The sequence below is a fragment of the Halorubrum salsamenti genome, assembly GCF_007671685.1.
Classification (GTDB): Archaea; Halobacteriota; Halobacteria; order Halobacteriales; family Haloferacaceae; genus Halorubrum; species Halorubrum salsamenti.
Genome location: NZ_VCNL01000001.1, coordinates 927,129 through 949,260 on the forward strand (window position 1 = coordinate 927,129; position 22,132 = coordinate 949,260).

19 protein-coding genes are annotated in these 22,132 nt (G+C 68.5%); 12 read left to right on the top strand and 7 right to left on the bottom strand.

Annotated elements, in window-relative coordinates; all coding sequences use genetic code 11:
• Positions 1-91: 91 nt before the first annotated feature.
• A complete protein-coding gene (locus FGL94_RS04525) occupies positions 92-4,816 on the bottom strand; it encodes a glycoside hydrolase family 15 protein (RefSeq protein WP_144921343.1) in 4,725 nt (1,574 codons plus the stop codon).
• A 143-nt stretch (positions 4,817-4,959) separates the two neighbouring features.
• Here FGL94_RS04525 and malA point away from each other — a divergent pair, with 143 nt between their 5' ends.
• The 3 genes from malA (at position 4,960) to FGL94_RS04540 (ending at position 9,721) form a co-directional block, all read left to right on the top strand.
• On the top strand, positions 4,960-7,053 hold the full coding sequence (gene malA / locus FGL94_RS04530) for an alpha-amylase MalA (RefSeq protein ID WP_144921345.1): 2,094 nt from the start codon (positions 4,960-4,962) through the stop codon (positions 7,051-7,053).
• 97 nt (positions 7,054-7,150) lie between these two features.
• Positions 7,151-8,686, top strand: coding sequence for a 4-alpha-glucanotransferase (malQ, locus tag FGL94_RS04535; RefSeq protein WP_144921348.1), 1,536 nt, complete (start codon positions 7,151-7,153; stop codon positions 8,684-8,686).
• A gap of 3 nt (positions 8,687-8,689) precedes the next feature.
• A complete protein-coding gene (locus FGL94_RS04540) occupies positions 8,690-9,721 on the top strand; it encodes a sodium:calcium antiporter (RefSeq protein WP_144921350.1) in 1,032 nt (343 codons plus the stop codon).
• 622 nt (positions 9,722-10,343) lie between these two features.
• On the opposite strand, the gene FGL94_RS04545 is transcribed toward FGL94_RS04540, so the two are convergent.
• Positions 10,344-10,559, bottom strand: a complete 216-nt coding sequence (locus FGL94_RS04545) for a PLDc N-terminal domain-containing protein (protein WP_144921352.1) — start codon at positions 10,557-10,559, stop codon at positions 10,344-10,346.
• 152 nt (positions 10,560-10,711) lie between these two features.
• Here FGL94_RS04545 and FGL94_RS04550 point away from each other — a divergent pair, with 152 nt between their 5' ends.
• The 7 genes from FGL94_RS04550 to FGL94_RS04580 all read left to right on the top strand — a co-directional run bounded on the left by FGL94_RS04550 (position 10,712) and on the right by FGL94_RS04580 (position 15,965).
• Positions 10,712-11,974, top strand: a complete 1,263-nt coding sequence (locus tag FGL94_RS04550) for a Zn-dependent hydrolase (protein ID WP_144921354.1) — start codon at positions 10,712-10,714, stop codon at positions 11,972-11,974.
• A gap of 89 nt (positions 11,975-12,063) precedes the next feature.
• On the top strand, positions 12,064-13,020 hold the full coding sequence (locus FGL94_RS04555) for a mechanosensitive ion channel family protein (RefSeq protein ID WP_144921355.1): 957 nt from the start codon (positions 12,064-12,066) through the stop codon (positions 13,018-13,020).
• A 97-nt stretch (positions 13,021-13,117) separates the two neighbouring features.
• The gene (locus tag FGL94_RS04560; RefSeq protein WP_144921357.1) at positions 13,118-13,399 is read left to right on the top strand and encodes a winged helix-turn-helix domain-containing protein; all 282 of its coding nucleotides are present in this window, start codon (positions 13,118-13,120) and stop codon (positions 13,397-13,399) included.
• A gap of 99 nt (positions 13,400-13,498) precedes the next feature.
• Positions 13,499-13,804 carry a hypothetical protein gene (locus FGL94_RS04565; protein ID WP_144921359.1) on the top strand — a complete coding sequence of 102 codons (306 nt, stop codon included), beginning with the start codon at positions 13,499-13,501 and terminating at the stop codon, positions 13,802-13,804.
• 389 nt (positions 13,805-14,193) lie between these two features.
• Positions 14,194-15,195, top strand: a complete 1,002-nt coding sequence (locus tag FGL94_RS04570; protein ID WP_144921361.1) for a transcription initiation factor IIB — start codon at positions 14,194-14,196, stop codon at positions 15,193-15,195.
• 104 nt (positions 15,196-15,299) lie between these two features.
• Positions 15,300-15,479 (top strand): DUF7836 family putative zinc-binding protein, encoded by a 180-nt coding sequence (locus FGL94_RS04575; RefSeq protein WP_144921363.1) that lies wholly within the window; start codon positions 15,300-15,302, stop codon positions 15,477-15,479.
• Between the two features lie 252 nt (positions 15,480-15,731).
• A complete protein-coding gene (locus tag FGL94_RS04580) occupies positions 15,732-15,965 on the top strand; it encodes a UPF0058 family protein (RefSeq protein ID WP_015910243.1) in 234 nt (77 codons plus the stop codon).
• Positions 15,966-16,116: 151 nt separating this feature from the next.
• Here the strand turns inward: FGL94_RS04580 and FGL94_RS04585 are convergent, their stop codons facing one another.
• Positions 16,117-16,575, bottom strand: coding sequence for a DUF555 domain-containing protein (locus tag FGL94_RS04585; RefSeq protein WP_144921365.1), 459 nt, complete (start codon positions 16,573-16,575; stop codon positions 16,117-16,119).
• Between the two features lie 91 nt (positions 16,576-16,666).
• Complete coding sequence (locus tag FGL94_RS04590) at positions 16,667-17,593, bottom strand: DNA-3-methyladenine glycosylase family protein (protein ID WP_144921367.1); 927 nt, start codon at positions 17,591-17,593, stop codon at positions 16,667-16,669.
• A gap of 117 nt (positions 17,594-17,710) precedes the next feature.
• Here FGL94_RS04590 and FGL94_RS04595 point away from each other — a divergent pair, with 117 nt between their 5' ends.
• On the top strand, positions 17,711-18,208 hold the full coding sequence (locus FGL94_RS04595) for an SRPBCC family protein (RefSeq protein ID WP_144921369.1): 498 nt from the start codon (positions 17,711-17,713) through the stop codon (positions 18,206-18,208).
• A gap of 41 nt (positions 18,209-18,249) precedes the next feature.
• Here FGL94_RS04595 and FGL94_RS04600 read toward each other — a convergent pair whose 3' ends face one another.
• Both FGL94_RS04600 and FGL94_RS04605 read right to left on the bottom strand, forming a co-directional pair.
• The gene (locus tag FGL94_RS04600; protein ID WP_144921370.1) at positions 18,250-19,839 is read right to left on the bottom strand and encodes a GAF domain-containing sensor histidine kinase; all 1,590 of its coding nucleotides are present in this window, start codon (positions 19,837-19,839) and stop codon (positions 18,250-18,252) included.
• Between the two features lie 82 nt (positions 19,840-19,921).
• Complete coding sequence (locus FGL94_RS04605; RefSeq protein WP_144921372.1) at positions 19,922-20,524, bottom strand: DMT family transporter; 603 nt, start codon at positions 20,522-20,524, stop codon at positions 19,922-19,924.
• Between the two features lie 164 nt (positions 20,525-20,688).
• Between FGL94_RS04605 and FGL94_RS04610 the strand changes: the two genes are divergently transcribed.
• Positions 20,689-20,997: a hypothetical protein gene (locus FGL94_RS04610; RefSeq protein WP_144921374.1), complete on the top strand. Its 309-nt coding sequence runs from the start codon at positions 20,689-20,691 to the stop codon at positions 20,995-20,997.
• 16 nt (positions 20,998-21,013) lie between these two features.
• On the opposite strand, the gene FGL94_RS04615 is transcribed toward FGL94_RS04610, so the two are convergent.
• On the bottom strand, positions 21,014-21,901 hold the full coding sequence (locus FGL94_RS04615) for a DUF7504 family protein (RefSeq protein WP_241659125.1): 888 nt from the start codon (positions 21,899-21,901) through the stop codon (positions 21,014-21,016).
• Between the last annotated feature and the right edge of the window lie 231 nt (positions 21,902-22,132).

A 22,132-nucleotide genomic window follows, 5' to 3' on the forward strand; every position in this document is an offset into this window, starting at 1 on the left:
ACGACGTACTACACTCACTCCCGCTATCGGTCACGAAGCAGCCATCAGCGGCCGATCGGTTCCACAGAACCGATTTAAAAACCCCGCTCAGCTACAGCCGGAGCCGCTCGACCGCGGTGCCGGCGCCCGAGAATTCGGCGAGGGTCGCGTCGGCGTCGGTGTCCGCAGCATCCTCAGTGTTCGCGGCGGCGACGACGATCGTCTTCGCGTCGAGCGCCGGATCGAGGTTGATTTCGTACTCGCCGTCTTCCGGCGTCGCAAGCACGGATCCGCTCGGGGTGTACACCGCGACGGTGTCTGCGGTCGTCTCGCCGGCGACGACGAGGGCGTCGTCGATGTACTCCGCGGTCGCGTCGAGGGTGGGCGCCGCGGAGCGAGCGCGCTCGACGTAGCGGTCGCGGACGACGGTCGGCGTCTCGACCGGTTCGCCCGCCTCGACGCCGTGTGCGAGCCGGATGAAGCCGGCCATCGACCACGCGAGCGGGGTGGCCCCCCCGGTCCCTTCGCCGAACTCCCAGCCGTAGTCGGTCGGGTGCTCGCGGTCCCACACCTGCTCGGGGAGCATCCGCCCGGAGTTTCCGAACTCGGCCATCGTCTCCAAGAGGGCGTCGGGCTCCAACGCGTCCTCGTCGGTGCCGCCGAAGGCGTCCGGGCCGTCGGCCCGGGCGCGAAGCTCGTACTCGCCGCGCTCGCCGGTGAAGATCGGCCAGAGCCGCCCCCGGCCGTCGCCGTCCCCAGCCCACGGGCCGCCGGGGTCGCCGCGCGCGATCTCGCCGTACGCGTCGCCGACGTACCGGTACCACGCGGGACCGTACGGCGTGTCGACGCGGATCGAGTCGTCGACGACCGAGACGGAGTTGCGGACCGCGTCGTCGTCGGCGGGCTTCACGCCGAGCCGGACCAGTTCGAGGAAGCCGCCGTCGACGATCTCCCGCTCGTCGTAGGTGGGGCCGTCGTTGGCGATCGTCCGGGGGCGGCCGGACTCGGGATTCCCGTCGGCCGTGATCCGAACGTAGTAGGGGGTCTCGCCGTGTCGCTCGGTGCCGGCGGTCGTCGCGCACCACTCCTCGACGCGGGCCGCCCAGTCGTCCGCGAGCGCGAGCCACGCGAGGGCGTCGGCGCGGAGGGAGTCCGGGGATTCGGCGGGCCCCTCACCGGTGGCGCCGCCCGCCTCGATCCGGTCGGCCTCGGCGACCGCGAGCGCGGCGCCGCAGACGAGCCCCGCGATCTCGGCGGCGATGCTCGACGGCGAGAAGCCGGCCTCCTCCTCCCAGCGCTCTTGGGCCGTCTCCGGTCCGTTCGCGGCGATGTAGCCGAGCGAGCGCCGGACCTGATCGTAGGTGTAGTCCGCGTCGGCGGGTGAGACCCCGTGCTCGTACAGCTGCCACGCCATCACCGACGGGAAGGCGATGTTGTCCATCTGCTCGCCGCCCCATCGCGTGCGCCCGTCGATGTAGGTGTTCTGCGGGAGGAACCCGTCGTCGTCCTGCTGGGTGTTGTACAGGTACGCGAGCGCGTTCGCGCCGCGCTCGATCTCTCCGACCTCGATCAGGGCGGTGAACACCTGATAGAGGTCGCGCGACCAGACGAAGTTGTAGCCGTAGCCGCGGTCCTCGGCGGCGTACTCCGTCTCGCCCCACGGCACCGACGGGCTGGCGATCCCCGCGCCGTCGTGGCGCTTGTCCTCGACGGCCGCGAGCGTCATCAGCGCGAACCGGTACTGGGTCTCCAGGTCCGTATCGCCGGTCACGGAGGCGGGGTAATCCCGGTCGGCGAGCCACCCGCGCCAGGTCTCGACGTACGATTCGGAGACGTCCGCGAAGCCGCGGGAGACGGCGCCGCGCGCCTCGCCGAGGGCGGCCGCGGTGTCGGCGTTCTCGGCGAACCCGAGCGCGACCGCGTCCGACACCTCGGTGCCGCTCCCGACCAGCCCGGCGAGCACGACGTTTCCGGTGGCGGTCTCGGTCCCGTCGCCGCGGTCGCCGTCGGCGAACAGCGCGTCAGCCGCGTCGCCCCCTGCCGCGAGGACGCTCGCCCAGTCGAAGCCGTCGTTGCTGTCCAGCGCGAGCGCGACCTCGAAGGAGTCGCCCTCGTCGTCGACGAGCTTCCCCGGATCGCGATCGGCGGCGTCGTCGTTGCGCGCGAGCAGGTGGTACCCGTCCGAGTCGCCGACGCGGTCGCCGCGGTCGTTCGTCCCGACGTTCGTGACCGTGGTGTCGACGAGGGCGTACACGTCGTACTCGCGACCCCCCTCGAACGTCACGTCCGCGAGGATCGCGTCGCCGTCGGTGTCGACCGCGTACTCGACGGTGAGAGTCCAGCTGTGGCCGTGGCCGTCGCCGGTCTCGCGGATCGTCTGCGTGTACGCGAGGGCGTCGTCGACGGTCGGCTCCGTGGTCCGTTCGACCGTCTCCGTCGCCGTCACGTGGCTCGTCTCGTCGAAGGTGCGAACCGTGTACCCCGTCTCCGGGTCGGCGACGAGGAAGTCGAACGTCCGGACGTTCATCACGTCGATCCGGGGGAACCGCGCCTCGGTGAGCGCGCCCTCGGTCAGCGTGAACCAGACCGGCACGGGGTCGGCGGCCTCGTGGTCGGCGGGCGTGCCGACGCCGAACTTCCGGCCGGTCGTCCAGTGGGGGGCCTCGTCCGGCCCCCGCGGCTCGTCGTGCGGGACCGGGAGCGCCCCGTATCTCGCGAGCGTCACCGTCGCGTCGATCCGGAGGGCGTGCGACCACGCGATGGGAGTCGCGCCGTCGAGGTCGCCGTCGTCGAACGCCTGCTCGGCGATGAGTCCGGCGTCGTTGACGAACGGCCCGTCGGGCTCGCACAGCGCGTAGAGGTCGCGCGCGGCGCCGAACAGCTCGTGGGCGTCCCCGTCCCGTTCGCGGACGAGCCCGCCCAGCTCGGCGGCGGCCGTCGACCCCCACAGCGTCGCGATCGACCACACCTTCGCGGCGCCCTGCTCCGCGGTGCGCCAGTCGTCGCCCGTGAACCTGACGAGCCCCTCCACGTCGGCCGTCTCGCGGCGGAGCTCGGCGATCGTCGTCAACACGTGCGTCGTCACGCGGTCGAGGAAGGCGTCGAAGTCGACCTCGGGAGCGGTTCCCCCGGTAGCGACTCGCCCGTCCTCACCGCGTTCGTCGCGCAGCGCCGCGTACTCGGTCGCCGCGCTCGCGAGCGCGAACGTACTGGCGTCCGGGCGGTCGTCGCGGCTCTCCGCGCTCGCGCGCTGCGGGAACCGCTCCGTGTCCGGGTTCCACCGGTCGTACAGGCCGATGAAGGCGGCGTCGGCCGCGTCGGCGGCGTCGGCTCGCACGTCGTCGGGCAGAGGGGCGCGCGCCGCGGCGGCGAACGCGCGGAGGTACGTCGCGCCGGTGTGGGTGAACCGGCCGAGCGCGTTCTCCCAGCAGTTCTGGCAGCGGCGGGGGAGCCCGTCGTCCTCGGTCGTCTCGCGGAGGAACGCGAGGGCGTCCGCGATGGTGTCGTCGACGCGGTCGCGCCACTCCGGGGGGAGGTCCGTGGTCCGGCGGAGCCGAGCGAGGAAGGCGACGACGGACGCGGGCTGGTCGAGTTGGTCGTTCGGCCCCGCAGTGCCGTTCGCGCCCTCGATCCGGGCGTTCGCCCAGCCGGGCGCGACCTTGCCGGAGTCGGCCCACACCCGGTGGGGCCACGAGCCGTCGGCGTCCTGCGTCCGACAGAAGAAGGAGGCGGTCGCGAGCAGCTCCTCGTCGGCGTCCAAGCCGAGCTCGTCGCTCGCGCCGAGCAGCGCCAGCGACGTCTCCGCCTCGTCGCGGAACCACGTGTATCCGTAGCCGCCGGACGTGGAGTAGAAGGGGTCGAACTCCGGGGCGGCGATCCGCGCGCCGGACTCGGCGGTGAGCAGGTCGAGCGCACGGAGGTCGCTCGCGACCACCGACCGTCGCGGCACGTCCTCGGGGACGGTCGGGCCGCGGCCCTCGGCCGCCTCGCGGAGGTCGTCGGCGTCGGGGTACGCGGTCGCGATCCGCGACAGCTCCTCGATGCGGCGCTGGCGATCGGGACCGTCCGTGATCGCGTCCTTGGCGTCGTCGACCGTTTCGCGAGTTTCCCGCCTGTCGAGGACGGCGCGGCTCGCGAGCGTGACGCGCTCGGTCCGTCCGTCGCGCTCGAACGGCGCGCGGACGACCACGTCGGGGGTGAGCCGGGAGTCCTCGCGCTGGTCGATCTCGCCGCGGTGGGGGAACCCCTCGCCGTTCTCGCCGAGCAGCTCGGAGACGGTGCGGAGCCGCTGGCCGTGCGCGGCCGACAGCCCCGTGGAGGCGGTGAGGAAGTCGTGTTCGGTGCGGTGGTACACCTCGACGACGCTCCCGGCCTCGGGGCCGGCCTCCTCGTGGACCAGGTTGCCGACGCGGCCCTCGACCATGTCCGGCGAGAACGCGCAGGCCGCGACGAGTTCCGCTCCTGCCGGCGGAGCGCCGCGCAGCTCGACGTGGGTGAGGTGGGTGTCGCTCACGACAAGGTCGAACTGGTGTATGGTGTAGCGGCCGGCGTCGTACTCCGTCTCGACGAGCGGCGTGTCGCCGTCGTAGTGCTGGCGAGTCGTCGTCAGATCGTCGAACCACCGGACGCCCCGCCCGGCCGTGATCCCCATGCGGAGCCGGTCGGCGCCGCCGACGCCCGACAGGGAGTACGAACAGTCGTGGACGGTCCCGTTCGGTCCGACGTGGACCAGCCGACCGTCGTCGCCCGTGAACGCGCCGGCGGTCGTGGGACGCTCCGCCGGGTAGCGCTCGCCGCGTCGACGTTCGTGTTCGGTGAGAGCGGTTCGCAGTCGCATGGGATCCCTGCGATTCCCGAAGTGAAAGCCTTGACGAACGAGGCCGTCTGCGATCCGCGACGCGCGTGTTCGATCGGCGGCGACGGCCGGCGGAGCTGTGTCGAGGAGCAACAACGAAGACCCCGGGTGCCGATGGGTGTGACATGCACCATCCCGGACCCCCGAGATTCCTCGCAACGGGCGAGACCACGGAGCTTGCGCCGCGAGATCCGGACCCGAGCGGGTCCTACGAGTGGCGCGTCGTCGACGCGCCGCCGGACAGCGAGGCGACGGTCGGACCCGACTCGGTGACCGAGTTCACCCCTGACGTGCCCGGACGCTATCGGGTCGGGCTCGACGCTCCGGACGGCGACCACCAACTGACGATCCGCGCGTTCCCGTCGAGCTACGAGGGCGTCGACGTCGAGGGCGGGAGCGGGACGGCGATCCGCGACCGAACCGCCGGCGACGCCCCGGTCGACTACGCCGAGCCGCGCGGCGACGAGGGCGTGGGACGGCCGCGCGTTCGGCTCGACGCGAGCGTGGAGTCGGGCGAGGCCGGCGGCGACGAGACCGCAGACGACGAGATCGTCGTCCGAGCGACGCCAACGCCGAATCCCGGATCATCGCTCGACGCGGACGACTTGCGGGTGTCGTTGGTCATCGATGACCGCGATATCGCGAGCGCTATCGCGGAGGGGCGGACGAACCCGCGCGACGCGCTCCGGACGAGCGATGACGGGCGAGAGCTTCGGATACCCGCGGCCGCCGCCGCGGGCCGCCTGCGCGTTCACGGGGTCGCGGTCGCCGCGGAGCCCGGGCAGGAGCCGCGCGTCAGCGTCGCCGACGCGGTCGCGGTCGACCGGATCGACGACGACGCGGAACGAGGGGGAAACGGCGGGCGCGTCGACGGCCCGAACCGCTCCACCTTCGAGACGGTCCGACTCAACGACCCCCCGACGTGGACGCGCGACGCGACGGTCTACGAGGTGTACGTTCGGACGTTCGCCGACGAAGGGGAGGGAGAGACGTTCGACGCGATCTCGGAGCGAATTCCCGCGATCGCCGATCTGGGCGTCGACACGCTGTGGCTCACGCCGGTCCTCCAGCACGACGGGAAGCCGCACGGCTACAACATCACCGACTTCTTCGACGTGGCCGAGGACCTCGGCGACCGCGACGACTACGAGGCGCTGGTCGAGACGGCTCACGACCACGGGATGCGGGTGCTGTTCGATTTCGTCGCCAACCACACCGCGCGCGACCACGAGTGGTTCGAGGACGCCTACCGGAATCCGGACTCCCAGTACCGCGACCGCTACGAGTGGCAGGACTCCGGCGAGCCGGGGACGTACTTCGACTGGGAGCTGATAGCGAACCTGAACCACTCGAACCTCGAGGTTCGACGGTTCCTCCTCGACGTGATCGACGAGTGGGCGCCCCTCGTCGACGGGTTCCGCTGCGACATGGCGTGGGCGGTCCCCGACTCCTTCTGGCGGGAGCTCCGCGACCGGGTGAAGGACATCGACCGGGAGTTCCTGCTGATGGACGAGACGATCCCGTACATCCCCGGCTTCCACGAGGGGATGTTCGACGTCCACTTCGACGCGACGCTGTACTTTCAGCTCCGGCAGATCGGGCGGGGCGTCGACCCCGCCACGTCGCTTCTGGACGCGATCGACCAGCGCGCCGACATCGGCTTCCCGGACCACGCCGAGTTCCTCCAGTACATCGAGAACCACGACGAGACGCGTTACCGGGTCGAGTGCGGCGACGCCGCCGCGGCCGCGGCGGGGGCGGCGATATTCACGCTGCCCGGCGTGCCGATGGTGTACGCCGGCCAGGAGATCGGCCAGCGCGGCCGGCGCGACGCGATCGCGTGGGAGCACGCCCGCGAAGGGATTCGCGACCGCTACGAGCGGCTGATCGCGGTCCGCGCCGAACACCCGGCGCTCGGACTCGAGGGCGACCTCGACCGGGTGGGGTACCACGTCGCTAGCGGCGACCTCGCGGAGCGACCGATCGTCGCCAGCGGTGACGTGCATCCCGACGACGTGGTGGCGTTCCGCCGGAGCGACGACGAGGAGTCACTGGTGGTCGTCCTCAACTTCGCGCCCGAACCGGCGAGCGTCGCGGTCGGCGTCGACCACGGCGACCGGAACCTCGTGACCGACGAGCCCTGCGTGGTCGTCGACGGCGACGGGACCGAACGGGTCCGCGTCGACGACGTGGCGGTCGTCCGGGAAACGGGGCGCTGAGACGGTCGGTGAGGCGGTCGGTGAGTCGGTGCGCTGACCCGCTTGCCGGGGCCCCGTGGACACAACGCTTGAGTCGGTGGGGGTCGCAGGGGAACCCATGCGACTCGACCGCTCCGGCGGCGTGTTCTGTCACGTCACCTCGCTCCCGGGGAGACACGGCATCGGCGACCTCGGCGACGGCGCGGAGGCGTTCCTCTCGTTCCTCGGCGACGCCGATATCGGCCACTGGCAGGTCTGCCCGCTCGGCCCGACGATGGACGCCGCCGGGGAGTCCCCGTACCAGTCGCCCTCCGCGTTCGCCGGCAACCCCCTCCTGATCGACCTCGACGGGCTCGTCGACGACGGCTGGCTCGACGAGTCGGACCTCGAACCCGTCCCCGACTTCCCGGACGATCGGGTCGATTACGAGGCGGTCCGCGAGTACAAGGAGCCGCTGTTGCGGACCGCGTTCGAACGGTTCGACGAGGCCGGAACAGGCGAGGCCGGAACAGGCGAGGCCGGAACAGGCGAGACCGGCGCGGGCGAGGCGGCGCCCGAGTTCGACGACTACCGCGAGGGCGAGCCGTGGCTCGACGACTACGCGCTGTTCCGTGCGCTATCGGACGCGAGAGACGAAGACGTGTGGGTCGAGTGGCCGGATCCGCTCCGGACGCGAGAGCCCGAGGCGCTCGCCGACGCCCGCGAGCGACACGCGACCGAGGTCCGGTTCCGGGAGTTCCTCCAGTGGACGTTCGACCGGCAGTGGCGCGACCTCCGGGCGGTCGCCGACGAGGAGGGCGTGTCGATCGTCGGCGACGTGCCCATCTACGTCGCGCTCGACTCCGCGGACGTGTGGGCGAACCCCGAGGCGTTCCGACTCGACGACGGGAACCGTCCCGCGGCGGTGGCGGGGGTCCCACCCAATGCCGGGGACAGCGGTCAGCGCTGGGGGAACCCCGTCTACGACTGGGGCCGGCTCGCGGAGCGCGACTACGACTGGTGGATCGCCCGGTTCCGGCGGCTGTTCGAGCTCGCCGACGTGGCGCGGCTCGACCACTTCCTCGGGTTCGTGAAGTACTGGGCGATCCCGGCCGACCGCGACGACCCGGCCGCCGGCGAGTGGCGCGAGGGACCGGGACGCGACCTGTTCGAGACCGTCGAGCGCGAACTCGGGCAAGCGCCCTTCATCGCCGAGGACCTCGGGTTCGAGGAGCCGGCGATGGACGAGCTAATGGCGGAGTTCGGCTTCCCCGGGATGCGCGTCCCGCAGTACGCCGACTGGTGCGAGGAGGGGAACCAGTACCAGCCGATGCACTACCCCGAGGGGGTCGTCGGCTACACGTCGACTCACGACACGGACACGTGGGTCGGCTACTTCGAGGACCTCCCCGAGCGCCAGCGCGAGTGTTTCCGGTTCAACGTCGGCGCCGAGGGCGACCGCCCGCCGGAGTGGGAGATCATCGACGATGTGTGGGCCTCGGAGGCGGTGCTGGCGATGACGACGGTGCAGGACCTGCTCGGGCTCGGGAGCGAGTCGCGGTTCAACGAGCCGGGCACGCTCGACGGCAACTGGGAGTGGCGCGTCCGCCCCGAGGCGCTTGACGACGCGATCGCCGACCGGCTGTGGGACCTCGCCGGGCGACACGTGAGATAATCGATGCTCGGTGGGATCCTCCCGGACGCACCGATCGTCCACGTCGCCGTGATCGCCGTCGCGACCGGCGCCATCTGGATCGGGAGCGACTGGTTAGAGGAGGCCGCCGAGACGCTCTCGGGGTACTACGGCCTGCCGGCGGTGGTGCAGGGGTCGATCGTCGTCGCCGTCGGGTCGAGCTTCCCGGAGTTCGCGAGCGTCGTCGTGACCGCGGCCACCGGCGTCTTCGACATGGGCGTGGGCGCGCTCGTCGGCTCCGCCATCTTCAACATCCTCGTCATCCCCGGACTGTCGGGGTTCGGCGCCGACGGCGACCTCGAGGCCAGCCGCGCGATCGTGTACAAGGAGGCGCAGTTCTACATGATCGCGGTGTCGGCGCTGGTCGTCACCTTCTCGCTCGCGGTCATCTACTTCCCCGTCTCGTCGGACCCGATCGTGGGGGAGCTGACCCGCCCCGTCGCGGCGATCCCGCTGGCGCTGTACGGGCTTTACCTGTTCATCCAGTACCAAGACGTCGACGACGCGGCGATCGATCGAGTGCGGGATGGCGTCGGCATCCGCCGCGAGTGGGGACGGCTCGCGGTCGGCCTGCTCGTCATCGGCGTCGCCGTCGAGCGACTGGTCGGGTCGGTCGAGTCGCTCGGATCGACGTTCGGCATCCCCGAGTTCCTCGCCGGCATCACGATCGTCGCGGCCGCGACGAGCCTCCCGGACGCCCTCGTGAGCGTCCGAACCGCTCGCGAAGGACGCGGCGGGACGAGCCTCGGGAACGTGCTGGGGTCGAACACGTTCGATCTGCTTGTCGCCATCCCGGTCGGGGTACTGATCGTCGGGAGCGTCGACGTGAACTTCTCGACCGCCGTTCCGATGTTCGGTGTGCTCACCGTCGCGACCGTGTTACTGTTCGCGACGCTCCGAACGGACCTGTCGCTCACCCAGCGGGAGTCGTCGGTCCTGCTGATCGCGTACCTCCTGTTTATCGCATGGGTGGTCGCGGAGACGGTCGGGGCGACGACCGTTCTTAAAGGAGTTTAAGACGGCTCGTCGGCGTCTGTCGCTTTTGTCGGTCCAGATCCGTGGAAATCATACGAGAGACAATTTCGACTCGGAGCGGCCACTACAGGAACAGCGGCGGGTGACGACGGGAGTGGGTATTGCAGATCACCGGTCGCGGTTCAGTATTTAAATAGGCGTGAGCGACGGCGACGATCGCTTATCAAGAACGAGTGCGGTGGCGCGCGCCACCGAGTGGCCGCCACCGGCGGCCACGAGGAGGGCGTGCGAGGGAGCCCGCGGCCGCCAGAGGCGGCCGCGGCGAGGCTGGGGAGGTGTGAGGCTGTGCGGTTGGGTGGGGCTCAAAGGGGCGGCCGTGAGGCGGGCGCAGGAGACGTAAGCACCGCAACGAAGGAGCGATAGCGACTGAGTGAGGAGCGCAGTGAGCGTGCGCCCGCCTCACGGCTGGGGCTTTGGAGAGCATCACCGCAGAGCCGTCGATCACTTATAAACCACCAACAGCAACACCCCGATCCGACTTATAAATGACCACACCACCACACTGAGAGACGTACTCCCGCAGTCGAGCAGGAGGAAGTCTCCAGCCAACGACTATTTCATGCGACGCCGTGTCGAAGAATGGAATACCGACAGCGCTCCCGTTTCAGTACTGATTCCGGCCGATTATCAGGTACAACACGAGGCCCAGAAGCGGCGCGAGGAACGCGACGATCGCCCACAGGAACGCGGGCTGGTCGCTGCGCTGTTGGGCGTCGGAATAGATCCAGACGATGATGCCGATCTGTACGAGAAACACGAGGAGGCCGAACAGGAGAAAGAGCACGCCGGCTCCTCCTCCCTGCAGTAGTATCGGGGACATCGCCTCCGATCACTCAGGCCGAAGATAAGTGTCTTTGGCCGCAGTGGTAGTCTCACAGATGAACACGGAGGAAGCCCACGGCTTCAGCCGTGGGAGGAATCCGACGCGCCCCCACCACGAACCGTTTTGAGCCGGCGGCACCCGATCCGGGCATGGACCTCCCAGTCGACGCCGACCGACTCCGCGCGGATCTGGAGGCGAACGCGGCGTTCGGACGGATCGCGGACGACGACCCCGAGAAGCGCGGGCGAACGAATCTGACCGGAACCGAGGCGAACCGGGCGGCGCGGGACCGGCTGGTCGAGCGGTTCGAGGACGCCGACCTCTCGGTCGCCGTCGACGCGGTCGGCAACCTCGTCGGGACGTGGGTCCCCGACTCCGCGGATCCCGACGCGGCGCCCGCCGCGAGCGGGAGCCACCTCGACAGCGTCCCCGAGGGCGGGATCTTCGACGGCCCGCTCGGCGTGTACGCGGCGCTGGAGGCGGTGCGCGCGATTCGGGACGCCGGCGTCGAGCCGGCGCGCCCGGTCGCCGTCGCGAGCTTCACCGAGGAGGAGGGCGCGACGTTCGGGAACGGACTGCTCGGGTCGAGCGTCGCGACCGGGGCGACCGACCTCGACGAGGCGCTCGCGTTCGAAAACGACGCGGGTGAGACGCTCGGCGAGGCGCTCGACCGGATCGGCTACCGCGGCGACGACGCGATCGATCCGGCGTCGTGGGCGGCGTTTTACGAGCTGCACGTCGAGCAGGACACGGTCTTAGAGGAGGCGGGCGCCGACGCCGGTGTCGTGACGACGATCACCGGGATCACCCACTGCGAGGCGACGATCGAGGGGGAGGCGAACCACGCGGGCGCGACGGCGATGGGGGACCGGACCGACGCGCTCGCGGCCGCGAGCGAGTTCGTGCTCGACGTGGAGGCGGCCGCGAACGAGGTCGCGGACAAATCGAGCGACTCCGCGGTCGGCACGGTGGGGTCGCTGTCCGTCTCGCCGAACGCGACCAACGTCGTCCCCGGTCGCGTCGAGGCGGGGGTCGACGTGCGAGACGTGACCGCGGGGTCGACGGAGGCGATCGTCGCCGCCGCGCGCGAGTCGCTCGCGCGACTGGAGCGCGAGCGCGGCGTCGAGACGACCTTCGAGCGACCCTTCGACGTGGCGCCGACGCCGATGAGCGACCGGCTCCGCGACGCGGCGCACGCCGCGGCCGAGGCGGCGGGACGGACCGCGATAGACCTTCACTCCGGCGCCGCTCACGACGCGATGCGGGTGGCAGCCGTCACCGACTCCTCCCTGCTGTTCGCGCCCTCGCGCGGCGGGATCTCGCACAGTCCGCGCGAGTGGACCGACTGGAGCGACTGCGCCGCGGCGACGGAGGTCCTCGCGGGCGCGCTGGCGCGGGTCGCGACGGAGTAGCCGGGCCGGGATTCGGGGCGTCTCCGACGTCCGGTCCGGAGCCGTTCCGCCGTCACAACCGTTTTGCCGGTCGGCCGCGACCGACCACCGTGAGACGACCGCTCGGGTTCGGCGCCATCGGCCTCGGCGTCGTCGCCGGCGCCGCCGGCGGCCTCGTGACGACGACGGGAGCGCTCGGCGACTGGCCCGACCCGTTCGGCTACCCGGCGACGCTCGTCGTCGGCCGGGCGCTGCTTGTCGTCGCCGTGTTCGGCGTGCTGTACGGCTCGTATCTCCTCTCCGTCCAGTTGCTGATGCGGTCGGCGAACAAGCGGCGCGCGTACAACACGCGGAACGTGTTGCGCCTCGCGTTCGGGTTCGTGGGGACGGTCGCGACGCTCGCCGTGTTGACGGAGAACTGGCTCGGGCTCCTCTTCTCGCTCGGGGTGATCGGCTTCGCGATCACCTTCGCGCTCCAGCAGCCGCTGCTGTCGCTCATCGCGTGGGTGTACATCACGGTCAAACAGCCGTACGGCGTCGGCGACCGCGTCCGGATCGACGACGCGAAGGGCGACGTGATCGGCGTCGACTTCCTCGTGACGACGCTGTGGGAGATCAACGGCGAGCTGGTGACGACGAACCAGCCCTCGGGGCGAGTGGTGACGGTGCCGAACAGCGTCGTGCTCTCATCGAACGTGGTCAACTTCGGCGGGGGCGGCTCCCCGTACGTGTGGAACGAGGTCGCCGTCCAGGTCGCCTACGAGACCGATCTCGACTTCGCGCGAGGGGTCATGGCCGAGGAGGCGACTGACCTCCTCGGCGAGGAGATGGCCGCGGGGATCGCGGCGTACCGCGAGGCGCTCGCCGAGACGCCGGTGGAGCTGGAAGTGTACGACCGACCGACGGTGAACGTGAAACAGGACGAGTCGTGGGTGGAGCTTCGCGTCCGGTACCTCACGCACCCGCGTCGGGGACAGCGCGTCAAGAACCGGCTGTACGAGCGGATCCTCACCCGGTTTAACGAACACCCGGACCGGGTGGCGTTCCCGGTGAGCCGGAATCGGTAGCCGGGCGCGGGGCGGGAGCGGTCGGAACGGACGAGGTTCACCCGAGATCCCCTCCGGGAGCGGTGGAGTTAGGTGGCGCGCCGACGATCGGAATACGATGGAAGCGGCACTCTGGTACGTGCTAACCGGAACGCGGGGCGGAGCGAACCGCGTCCGGCTACTACGGGCGCTCGACGACCGCCCGCGGAACGCGAACCAGCTCGCCGAGGATCTCGATCTGGACTACAAGACCGTTCGCCACCACCTCGACGTCCTGATGGACAACGACATCGTCGAGCGCAGCGGGGACGAGTACGGCGCCGTCTACCTGCCGACCACGCGGGCGCGCCAGCACTGGGAGACTATCGAAACGATCATGGAACAGACAGATGACGACTGACGGATCGGTAGTTCGGACCCGCAGCCGCCGCGTTGCGGGTCGTATTCGGAACGAATTTGGGAAAGTCGTTATACCCGCCCCGCCGATAGCAGGTGTACGATGAGTCTCTGGTTCGACGTGGCGCGAATCGCAGTGGGGGTGAACGTCGCCCTACTTCTCGCGCTCGTCTGGGTCTGGGGGCGGAACTACGCGCAGTTCCGCTCGAAACACGCCCTCGGGCTAGCGATGTTCGGCGTGTTTCTGCTCGGGGAGAACGCGTTCGCGCTGTACATCTATCTGGTCGATCCCATGCTGTCCGTGTGGTTCGCCTCCGACGTTCCCGCCATCGCGTGGCGAGGGATGATGGCGTTGCATGTCCTCCAGACCGTCGGACTCCTGTTTCTCGTCTGGATCACGTGGGACTGACCGCGAGACCGGTACCCCGCCATCACCCGTCCGTCGACATTCTTCAGTCGAGGCCTTCCCGTCGGTGACACCCTCGGCACGACCCGGGTCGTGCGCCGAGCGCGACACCGCCCCCATCTGCGAGAATCGGCCACGACGCGAGAGGGAGTGCGGCCACCATAATTTATATATCTTCATCGAACATCTCAGTCCCATCTGACGAGTCAGCGGAGGAAACGTCGGTCGGCATCCCGACGTATACCGGAGTTCCTGGCGATTTATCATCTCATAACTGAGATATAGGGAGAAACATTTATATACTCTGGAGACTTACTATTGGTTAACAAATCGGCGAACCCGGCGCCAGTATTTCTGTCGGGAGTTCGATCGGTGAGAACACCATGAACACCATGACTGAGACACACATACGCGGCTACGACGGCGAGACAGAGCGAGACCGAACCACGGAGTCGGCCGAATCGACGACCGACGAGTCGGAATCGGTGGGAGACCGGACAACGACCTGTCCCGAGTGCGACGGAAACCTCGTGACCGACACGGAGCACGGCGAGACGGTCTGTACCGACTGCGGACTCGTCGTCGAGCAAGACGGGATCGACCGCGGGCCGGAGTGGCGCGCGTTCGACTCCAGCGAGCGCGACAGCAAGTCACGCGTGGGCGCCCCGACGACGAACATGATGCACGACAAGGGGCTCTCGACGAACATCGGCTGGCAGGACAAAGACGCCTACGGCAAGTCGCTGTCCAGCCGCCAGCGCGAGAAGATGCAGCGCCTCCGCACCTGGAACGAGCGCTTCCGCACCCGCGACTCCAAAGAGCGGAACCTGAAACAGGCGCTCGGCGAGATCGACCGCATGGCCAGCGCGCTCGGCCTCCCGGACAACGTCCGCGAGACCGCCTCGGTCATCTACCGCCGCGCGCTGAGCGAGGACCTCCTACCGGGGCGCTCCATCGAGGGCGTCGCGACCGCGGCGCTGTACGCCGCCGCGCGACAGGCCGGGAACCCCCGAAGTCTCGACGAGTTCACCGCCGTCTCGCGGGTCGATAAGATGGAGCTCACCCGGACGTACCGGTACGTGATCCGGGAGCTCAAACTGGAGATCAAGCCCGCCGACCCCGAGAGCTACGTCCCCCGGTTCGTCTCGCGGCTCGACCTCTCGGAAGAGACCCAGCGGCTCGCCCGTGAACTGCTCGACGGGGCGAAGCAGGCGGGGATCACGAGCGGGAAGTCTCCGGTCGGGCTCGCCGCATCCGCGGTCTACGCGGCCGCGCTCCTCTCGAACGAGAAGGTGACCCAGAGCGAGGTGTCGGCGGTCGCCGATATCTCCGAAGTCACAATCCGGAACCGGTACAAGGAGCTTCTCGACGCGAGCGAGGGGCTAACCGCCTGATCACCGACGAGCACTCGAAACCGTCCGAGCCCCCGCGGATCACAGCTGAGAGCAGTATCCACCCGCCACGTACGTTTTTAACCCGGCCGCGTGTACGTCGTCTCATGGTGGATGCGTTCGTCAGACTCGTCTGTCCGGAGTGCAACAAAGATTGGCAGGATAACCCCGCGGACCTACAGAGCCTTCGTTCAAATTTCAGCTGTCCCGACTGTCACGCGACGCGACGGCTGACGGAGTTCATGCGGACCGAACGCGACCTCGAAGCCGTCAAACAGTTCCAGTAGCCCGGCCACCGGTTCACCGATCGAGCGCGTGCGAGGACGACACGATTCGGACTGACCCCACGATTCGGACTGAACCGGGGCTCGCGATCTCTCGACAGTCACCAGTCGGTGGGCTGCCGCAAACGAGAAACCTTCCTGATCGATAACGCGAAAAGACGCGTCTCCGGCCCGAAAACGGGGAGCTTTGGACAGATCATGGTAACGTGGCTCAGGATAATAATATAAGCCTCCGGTAGCAAAGAACTGGTACTCATGAAGAAGCAGGAGCTCATTCACCTTCACGGCCTCCTCGCGGAAGTACGAAAGCAGTGCGAGTTCTGGGACGAGAACATTGATCTCGACGCCTATGAGGAACTCGGCGTCAAACCGACATCGATTCACAAATCGAAGACCGACCACAAAGCCGCTGTTTTTAAGCTGACCGAAGGAATCACCGAGCCGATGGACGAGTCCGAGTCGGAGCCGCTGGCCCCGACCGCAGACTGAATCTTCGTCGCCGCTTGCCGACCGATCGGTACGTTCCTAGTGGCTACGTCGTCGTGCGGAGGGTGCCGGGTAGAGATATCGACACCGAACGGGTGTGGAGTGGCCACCGAACCGGTCAAGAAGGGCAGTCGTAGAAGCCGGCCGCGACGCGTCAGTCCCAAGCGTCGGTCGGGTCATCGTCGGGAGCAGCCGCGTCGTCGTCGAGGTCGGTCGCGTCGCCGGACGCCGAGTCGCCGCTCTCCGAGCCGTCCGTCGACGACTGTTCCGCGGAGTCGCCCTCGATCTCCTCGACGCTGAGCACCTTCAACGGGATGTTCCGGAGCCGCTGCCCGATCTCCTTGCGGGCGACGCGGCTCGCGTGCTCCTCGCGGTCGACGTTGAACACGTCCATCCGAAGCCGGAGCGCGACGAGGGCCTCGTCGGCGGCGACGAACGCGGGCGAGAGTTCCTCGCCGCCGGGCGACGTGCGGCTTCCGGTCTCGATCTCGACGTAGTTGAGGTCCGGGTTCAGCATCTCGCCCGTCTTCGAGATGGCGATCCGAACCGCTTCGTCGGCGGTCTCCACGTCGTACACCGGAACGGCGGCCTCAACGACGACTCGACAGTCCATCACGAGCCCCAGTACCACGCCAATCGGTATGAAAGTTCGGCCGACAGGTCGCCGACGCAAAATCCTCCCCGGACGAGCGACACGCGACGGGCTACTCGCCGCCCGCGCGGAGGTGATAAAACACGTACGTTTGCGCGTACCCGGCAAACTCTCCGCCGAACCGCTCCCGGATCGCGCGCGACGTGTCGGCGTAGTTCCCGCGCTCACAGTCCGGGTAGTACTCCTCGATCGTCGTCTGAATCCACGTGTCGAGCGGGACCGCTTCGAGGAAGCCGAGTGAGAACAACAGCACGCAGTCCGCGACCTTGTCGCCGACGCCGACGAACCGCGTCAGCGACTCGCGCGCCTCCTCGTACGGGAGGTCTGCCGCCTCCCGCGGATGCGCCTCACCGCTCGCGATCATCTCCGCGGTCCGCTGCACGTAGGGGGCGCGGTACCCGAGGGAGAGGTCGCGGAGCTCCTCCTCGGTTCGCGACGCGAGCCGGTCCGGGGTCGGGAACGCGCGGTACTCCTCGCCGTCGAGCGTGACGGCGTCGCCGTACGTCTCCCGGAGACGCCGCTGCATCCCGTGGATCCGCGCGACGCGCATCTGCGCCGAGCAGATGAAGGAGATCAGACACGGGAAGACCGGGTCGCGCGTGAGACGCATCCCCTCGTAGGCGTCGTACGCCCGTTCGAGGAGCGGGAGGTCCGGCGTCGCGTCGAGAATCGCGTCGAGGTCGTCATCGAGGCGGAACAGGTGTTCCAAGAGGGGAACGGCGTCCACCGACGACTCCCAGTGGAGAGTCCCGTCGCGGACGCCTCCCTCCTGTCGCACCCGCACGGGGACCCGTTCGTCGACAACGCCGGGTATCGGGTCGACGACCGTCTCGTACCACGCGTCGCCGCCGTGGGCGTGGAGGTCCTCGTAGGTCCCGCCGTCGGCGCGGTTCCAGAGGTAGCTCTGTCCGCTCTCGACGGTGGCTTGAAGATCGAACGAGCCAGCCAGATCCGCGATGTCGAGCGCGCCTCGTTCCATTACCGATCCGATGGAGACGCGGCCGTATTCGGGTTTCGGTCGGCGGAACGCGACCATGTCGACCCCGCGAACCACCGCCGAAGACGGGTTTTTGCCCGTTCGAATCGTAACAGCGGTATGCCGACGTATCGACGAACGACCCGCGTGCCGGCCCCCATCGACGAGGTGTGGGCGTTTCACTCCACGATCGACGGGCTCCGCGAGCTCACCCCCGCTTGGATGCACCTGCGTGTCGCCGGCGTCGAAGGACCGAATGGGGAGCCAGACCCGGACGTGCTCGCCGAGGGGTCAGAGATACGGATGTCGATACGGCCGTTCGGCGTCGGTCCGCGACAGCGGTGGACCTCCCGGATCACCGAGCGAGATCCCGACGATGAGACCGCCCTCGGCGATCACGCCCGCTTCGTCGACGAGATGTCCGGTGGGCCGTTCCGGACGTGGGAGCACACGCACGCGTTCCACGCTGACGGTGAGGAGACGCTGTTGGTCGATACCGTCGCGTACCGGCTTCCGTTCGGTCCGATCGGGGACGCGGCCGGCCCGTTCGCGAAGATCGGGTTCGAAGGGATGTTTCGGGATCGACACCGGCGGACAGTCGATCGGTTCGAGCCGTAGCTCCGGCGTCTCAGGCTCGCGGCAGAGCCGTCGGTGAAGCTTCAGACGGGCGTCGTCGCCGTCTCGACCTCGAAGGAGACCTCAAACACCGCGCCGCCGTCGTTGTGGACATCGACTTCCCAGCCGTGAGCGTCGACGATGCGGTCGACGATGGCGAGGCCGATGCCGGAGCTGTCGGCGGTCGAGAACCCGGGATCGAAAAGGGAACTGCGTACGTCAGGCGGGACACCTGGCCCGTCGTCGGCGATGTACATCCCGTCGCCGACGCCACCCGTCCGGGGACCGATCTCGATGGAGACGCTCGGACCGGCGTGGTCGACGGCGTTCCGGAAGAGATTCTCGAACAGCTGCCGGAGTCGGGTTGGGTCCGCGCGCACTCGGCCGACGTCGTCGGTGATCGTCAGCGTCGCGTCGGGCGCGCGAACCGTCTGCCAAGCCTCCTCGGCGACGCCGACCACCGAAGTCGGCTCAGTCTCTCCGATCGCCTCTCCGCGTTTCGCCAACATGAGGAGGTTGTCAATGAGCGCTTCCATCCGTGTCACCGCCCGATCCATCGGCTCGTACGTCGACGGAGAGATCTCGGCTTCGATCAGGTCCAAATACCCGGAAAGCACGTTGAGCGGGTTTCTGAGGTCGTGTGAAACGACCGTGCTGAACTGCTCAAGCTGCTCGGTTCGACGCCGGAGTTCCAACCGTCGATCGTTGCGCGCGATGGTGTACGCGATCAGATCGGCGAACGTTCGGTAGAGATCAATCTCCTCGTCGGTCCACACGCGACGCGCATCCGCTCTGATGGCTAACACCCCGATCAGATCCCAGTCGGCGACGAGCGGAACGTGGACGGTCGCCGGCGGCTCGCGCGTCTCCCCGTCCAACGCGTCGTTCTCATCTCCAGAGAGGTCTGCCGACTCCGACGGAACCGACGGCCGGACGACGTTCTCAAACGTCGAAATCCGATTGGCACCCGGGAACTCGTCGAGCGGACGGGGTGCGGCGTCACACCCGTCGGGACACCAAACGTACGCCGGGTCGAACGTCTCTCCCTCTTGAAGATAACAGACGATCCGGTCGAGAGCGGCGTGCTCGCCGACGTTCTCCATGGTCCAACTGATCTTCGTGTCGACCTCGTCGGATCGCGTGCTCATCAGGGTCGACCCGGCGTCCAACAGCACCTCGCGGAGCCGGGCGGCGTCGTCCGACGCGAACTGCACCCGTTCCGCCTCCACCGCGTCGCGCAGCCGGTCGACCAGCGGGTCGGTGTCGGAGCCCGATACAGTCCCCTCCGGCACCGACCCGCTGACTACATCTGCGGCGTCGGCCCGGAGCACGGTGCGGAACTCCTCGGTCGTCGCCGTCTCAAGAACGACGATCACGGGAACGCTCTTCGGCGTCGCCGCAAGCCGGTCGGCGACCGACGCCTCCGCGACGGCCTCGGTGGTCGTGACGACACCGCAGGCGTCAGCGAGCGGCTGCAGATCGGTGTCTTCGGCCGCCCCCGTCAACAGATCCGTCGCTATCGCTCGGTAGTCCGGAGCCCGCGGGCCGCCCCAGGCAGTCTCGATCGCACGTGACACGCGCGCCCGCACGTCCGGATCGTCGCCGACGTACGTCACGACGGAACGCCGGTGCATACAGAGAACCCAGCGCCAATCGCATTTGAAGGTTAATCCGTAAATATCGGCATCGAGAACGTCCTCCCGCCGGCCGAAGCAGTTACGCCTCGCTTTCGGTCGCAGTGAGAGAGATTCCAGCGAGCACGACGACACCACCCACAAGCGTGAGCGCCGTGGGAGCCTCTGCGAGGAACACGAACGCGAGGAGCGTCGCGCCGATCGGTTCGCCGAGCAACGACACCGAGACGACGCTCGACTCGAGGTGCGCGAGCGTCCAGTTGATCACAGTGTGACCCAACAGGCCCGGTCTGACCGCGATGCCGACGATCATCCGGGAAGTCACGCGTTCGCGCAACAGGAGCCACGCCCCGAGCGCGACGAACACCGGCTGCGCTTGAACGAGCGTGACGCTCGCGGCGACGCTCGTCCAGGCGAGGCTCTCGAACCACGCGGCGAAGTGCAACGCGAGCGCGACCCCCGAGAGCGTCGCGAATCCGAGGTCCCTGCGAGTGACGCGGGCGAGTTGCGTCCGATAGCGCCAGAGCGCAACGGGAACCAGCGGCAGCGTCGTGAACAGCACCCGATAGAACGCGGCGACCGAGCTCGGGGCGTCGCTGAGGCGAACGAGAATCGCCCCACCGCTCACGGCGGCCACCGCGACCACGAGCCCAACAGCCGGCGGGACGCGCGGACCCGTCAACATTCGGTTCGGTTCTCCGGTTCCCATCGCACCCGGTTACCGGTTTCTGGACGACCCAGTACTGACTCATGCACAGCTCACCCGGACCCGAGCCCGCGACGGAGCCGCCGACGAGCGGTCTCGTCGCGTCCGACGAGACTTTGAAAAAAGGGACCGAACGGCGACGTATGTGCGCAGACACGTTCGGGGTCGGGATTCATCTCACCGAAGCAGAGTTCGAGTTCGTCGTGGGGGTTCCCTCCGACGTCGACGCCGGCTGGACCGACCCGGAAGAGTTCCAGTCGCTCGTCGCCGAGGCGGTCTGGGAACGACTCGATCGGCAGTCCGTGTTCGAGTCCGTCGCCGATCGCTTCCGAACCGGTGAGACGGCGACGCTCGGAACGGTAACCCTCGAACCCGACGGCACCGTGGTCTCACACGACCTCGAGGTTCCCGAACCCACCGCGGGAGGCGACGAGACCGATACCGGCGAGTGAGGGGTCGAATCCAACGTCAGTCGTCAACTGAGCCGTCGTCTCCGTCGGCCAAATCCGCTGCAGTCGCAAGCGTCGCCCCGACCGCCCACATGCGCGCCGGCTTGTACGCGGTGAGGTCATACCGCGTCGGGCCGACGGTCTCGCTCCACGTGTCCAGGACACCGAGCGAGACCAGCCCTGACAGCGCCGTCCCGAGCGTCCGCGGCGTCGTCTCCGGCTCGGAAAGCACCGCATGAACCTGCTTCGCCTGCGGATAGTTCCGCTCACACCGTTCGATGCCAGTCCGCGCCTCCGCCCAGTGACGGCGAACGTACCCGAACGTCGTCGGATCCTCCCCTCGAAGCCTCTCGAGAGCCGCGGCGACCGAGTGTTCGATCCGTTCGACGTCGTGGACCGGATCGAACACCGACGCGACCGACGACGCGGTCCGCTCCGTGAACGAACAGCCGATCACGACAGTGCTCTGGCAGTCACCAAGTCGGACGCGTAATTCGTCGAGAAATTCGCTCACCGCGTCTCGGCCGTGTTCGGCCAACAACGGTTCGATATCGTCGATGATCACGGTGAGTTCGAGATCACGAGCCTCCACGAAGTGGCCTGTGACCGCCTCAAGGATCTGCTCAACGTCGACCGGTGCACCGAGCACAGTGTACGCGAGCCCCCGGTCCGGGACGACCTGCGTCGCCGTCGCGGCACCACGGGTGAGATCGCTTGCAGAAACGATCGCTTCCCGGTCCGGTAGCGTCCCGGCAGTTCGACGCCACCCGCGTCGCCACTCTTCGATCCCCGTTCCGAACAGCAGCGAGATCACCTGTTCCCCGACCTCTCCGTCACGAACCGACGGCCGCCCGCGATCGGACACGCGTACCGCGTACTCGCGACCGGACTGTGTCGGAACAGGCATGGTTACGTTCGCTTCATCGACAAAGCGCATAAACTTATGGGAGAATATCTCAATATTGAGATCGCTACCGAATGAAACGCGGTCGCGTGTGAGCGCCACCGCTATCGCTCGCTACACATGAAAAGAGCCCACGGACAGACTGTCCGTGGGCCGGATAGTGGGAGTATGCTCCCGAATGAATGGGCAGGCGGCGAACCGCGGTTCCCAGAGGATCGCTCACTCCAGTACTTC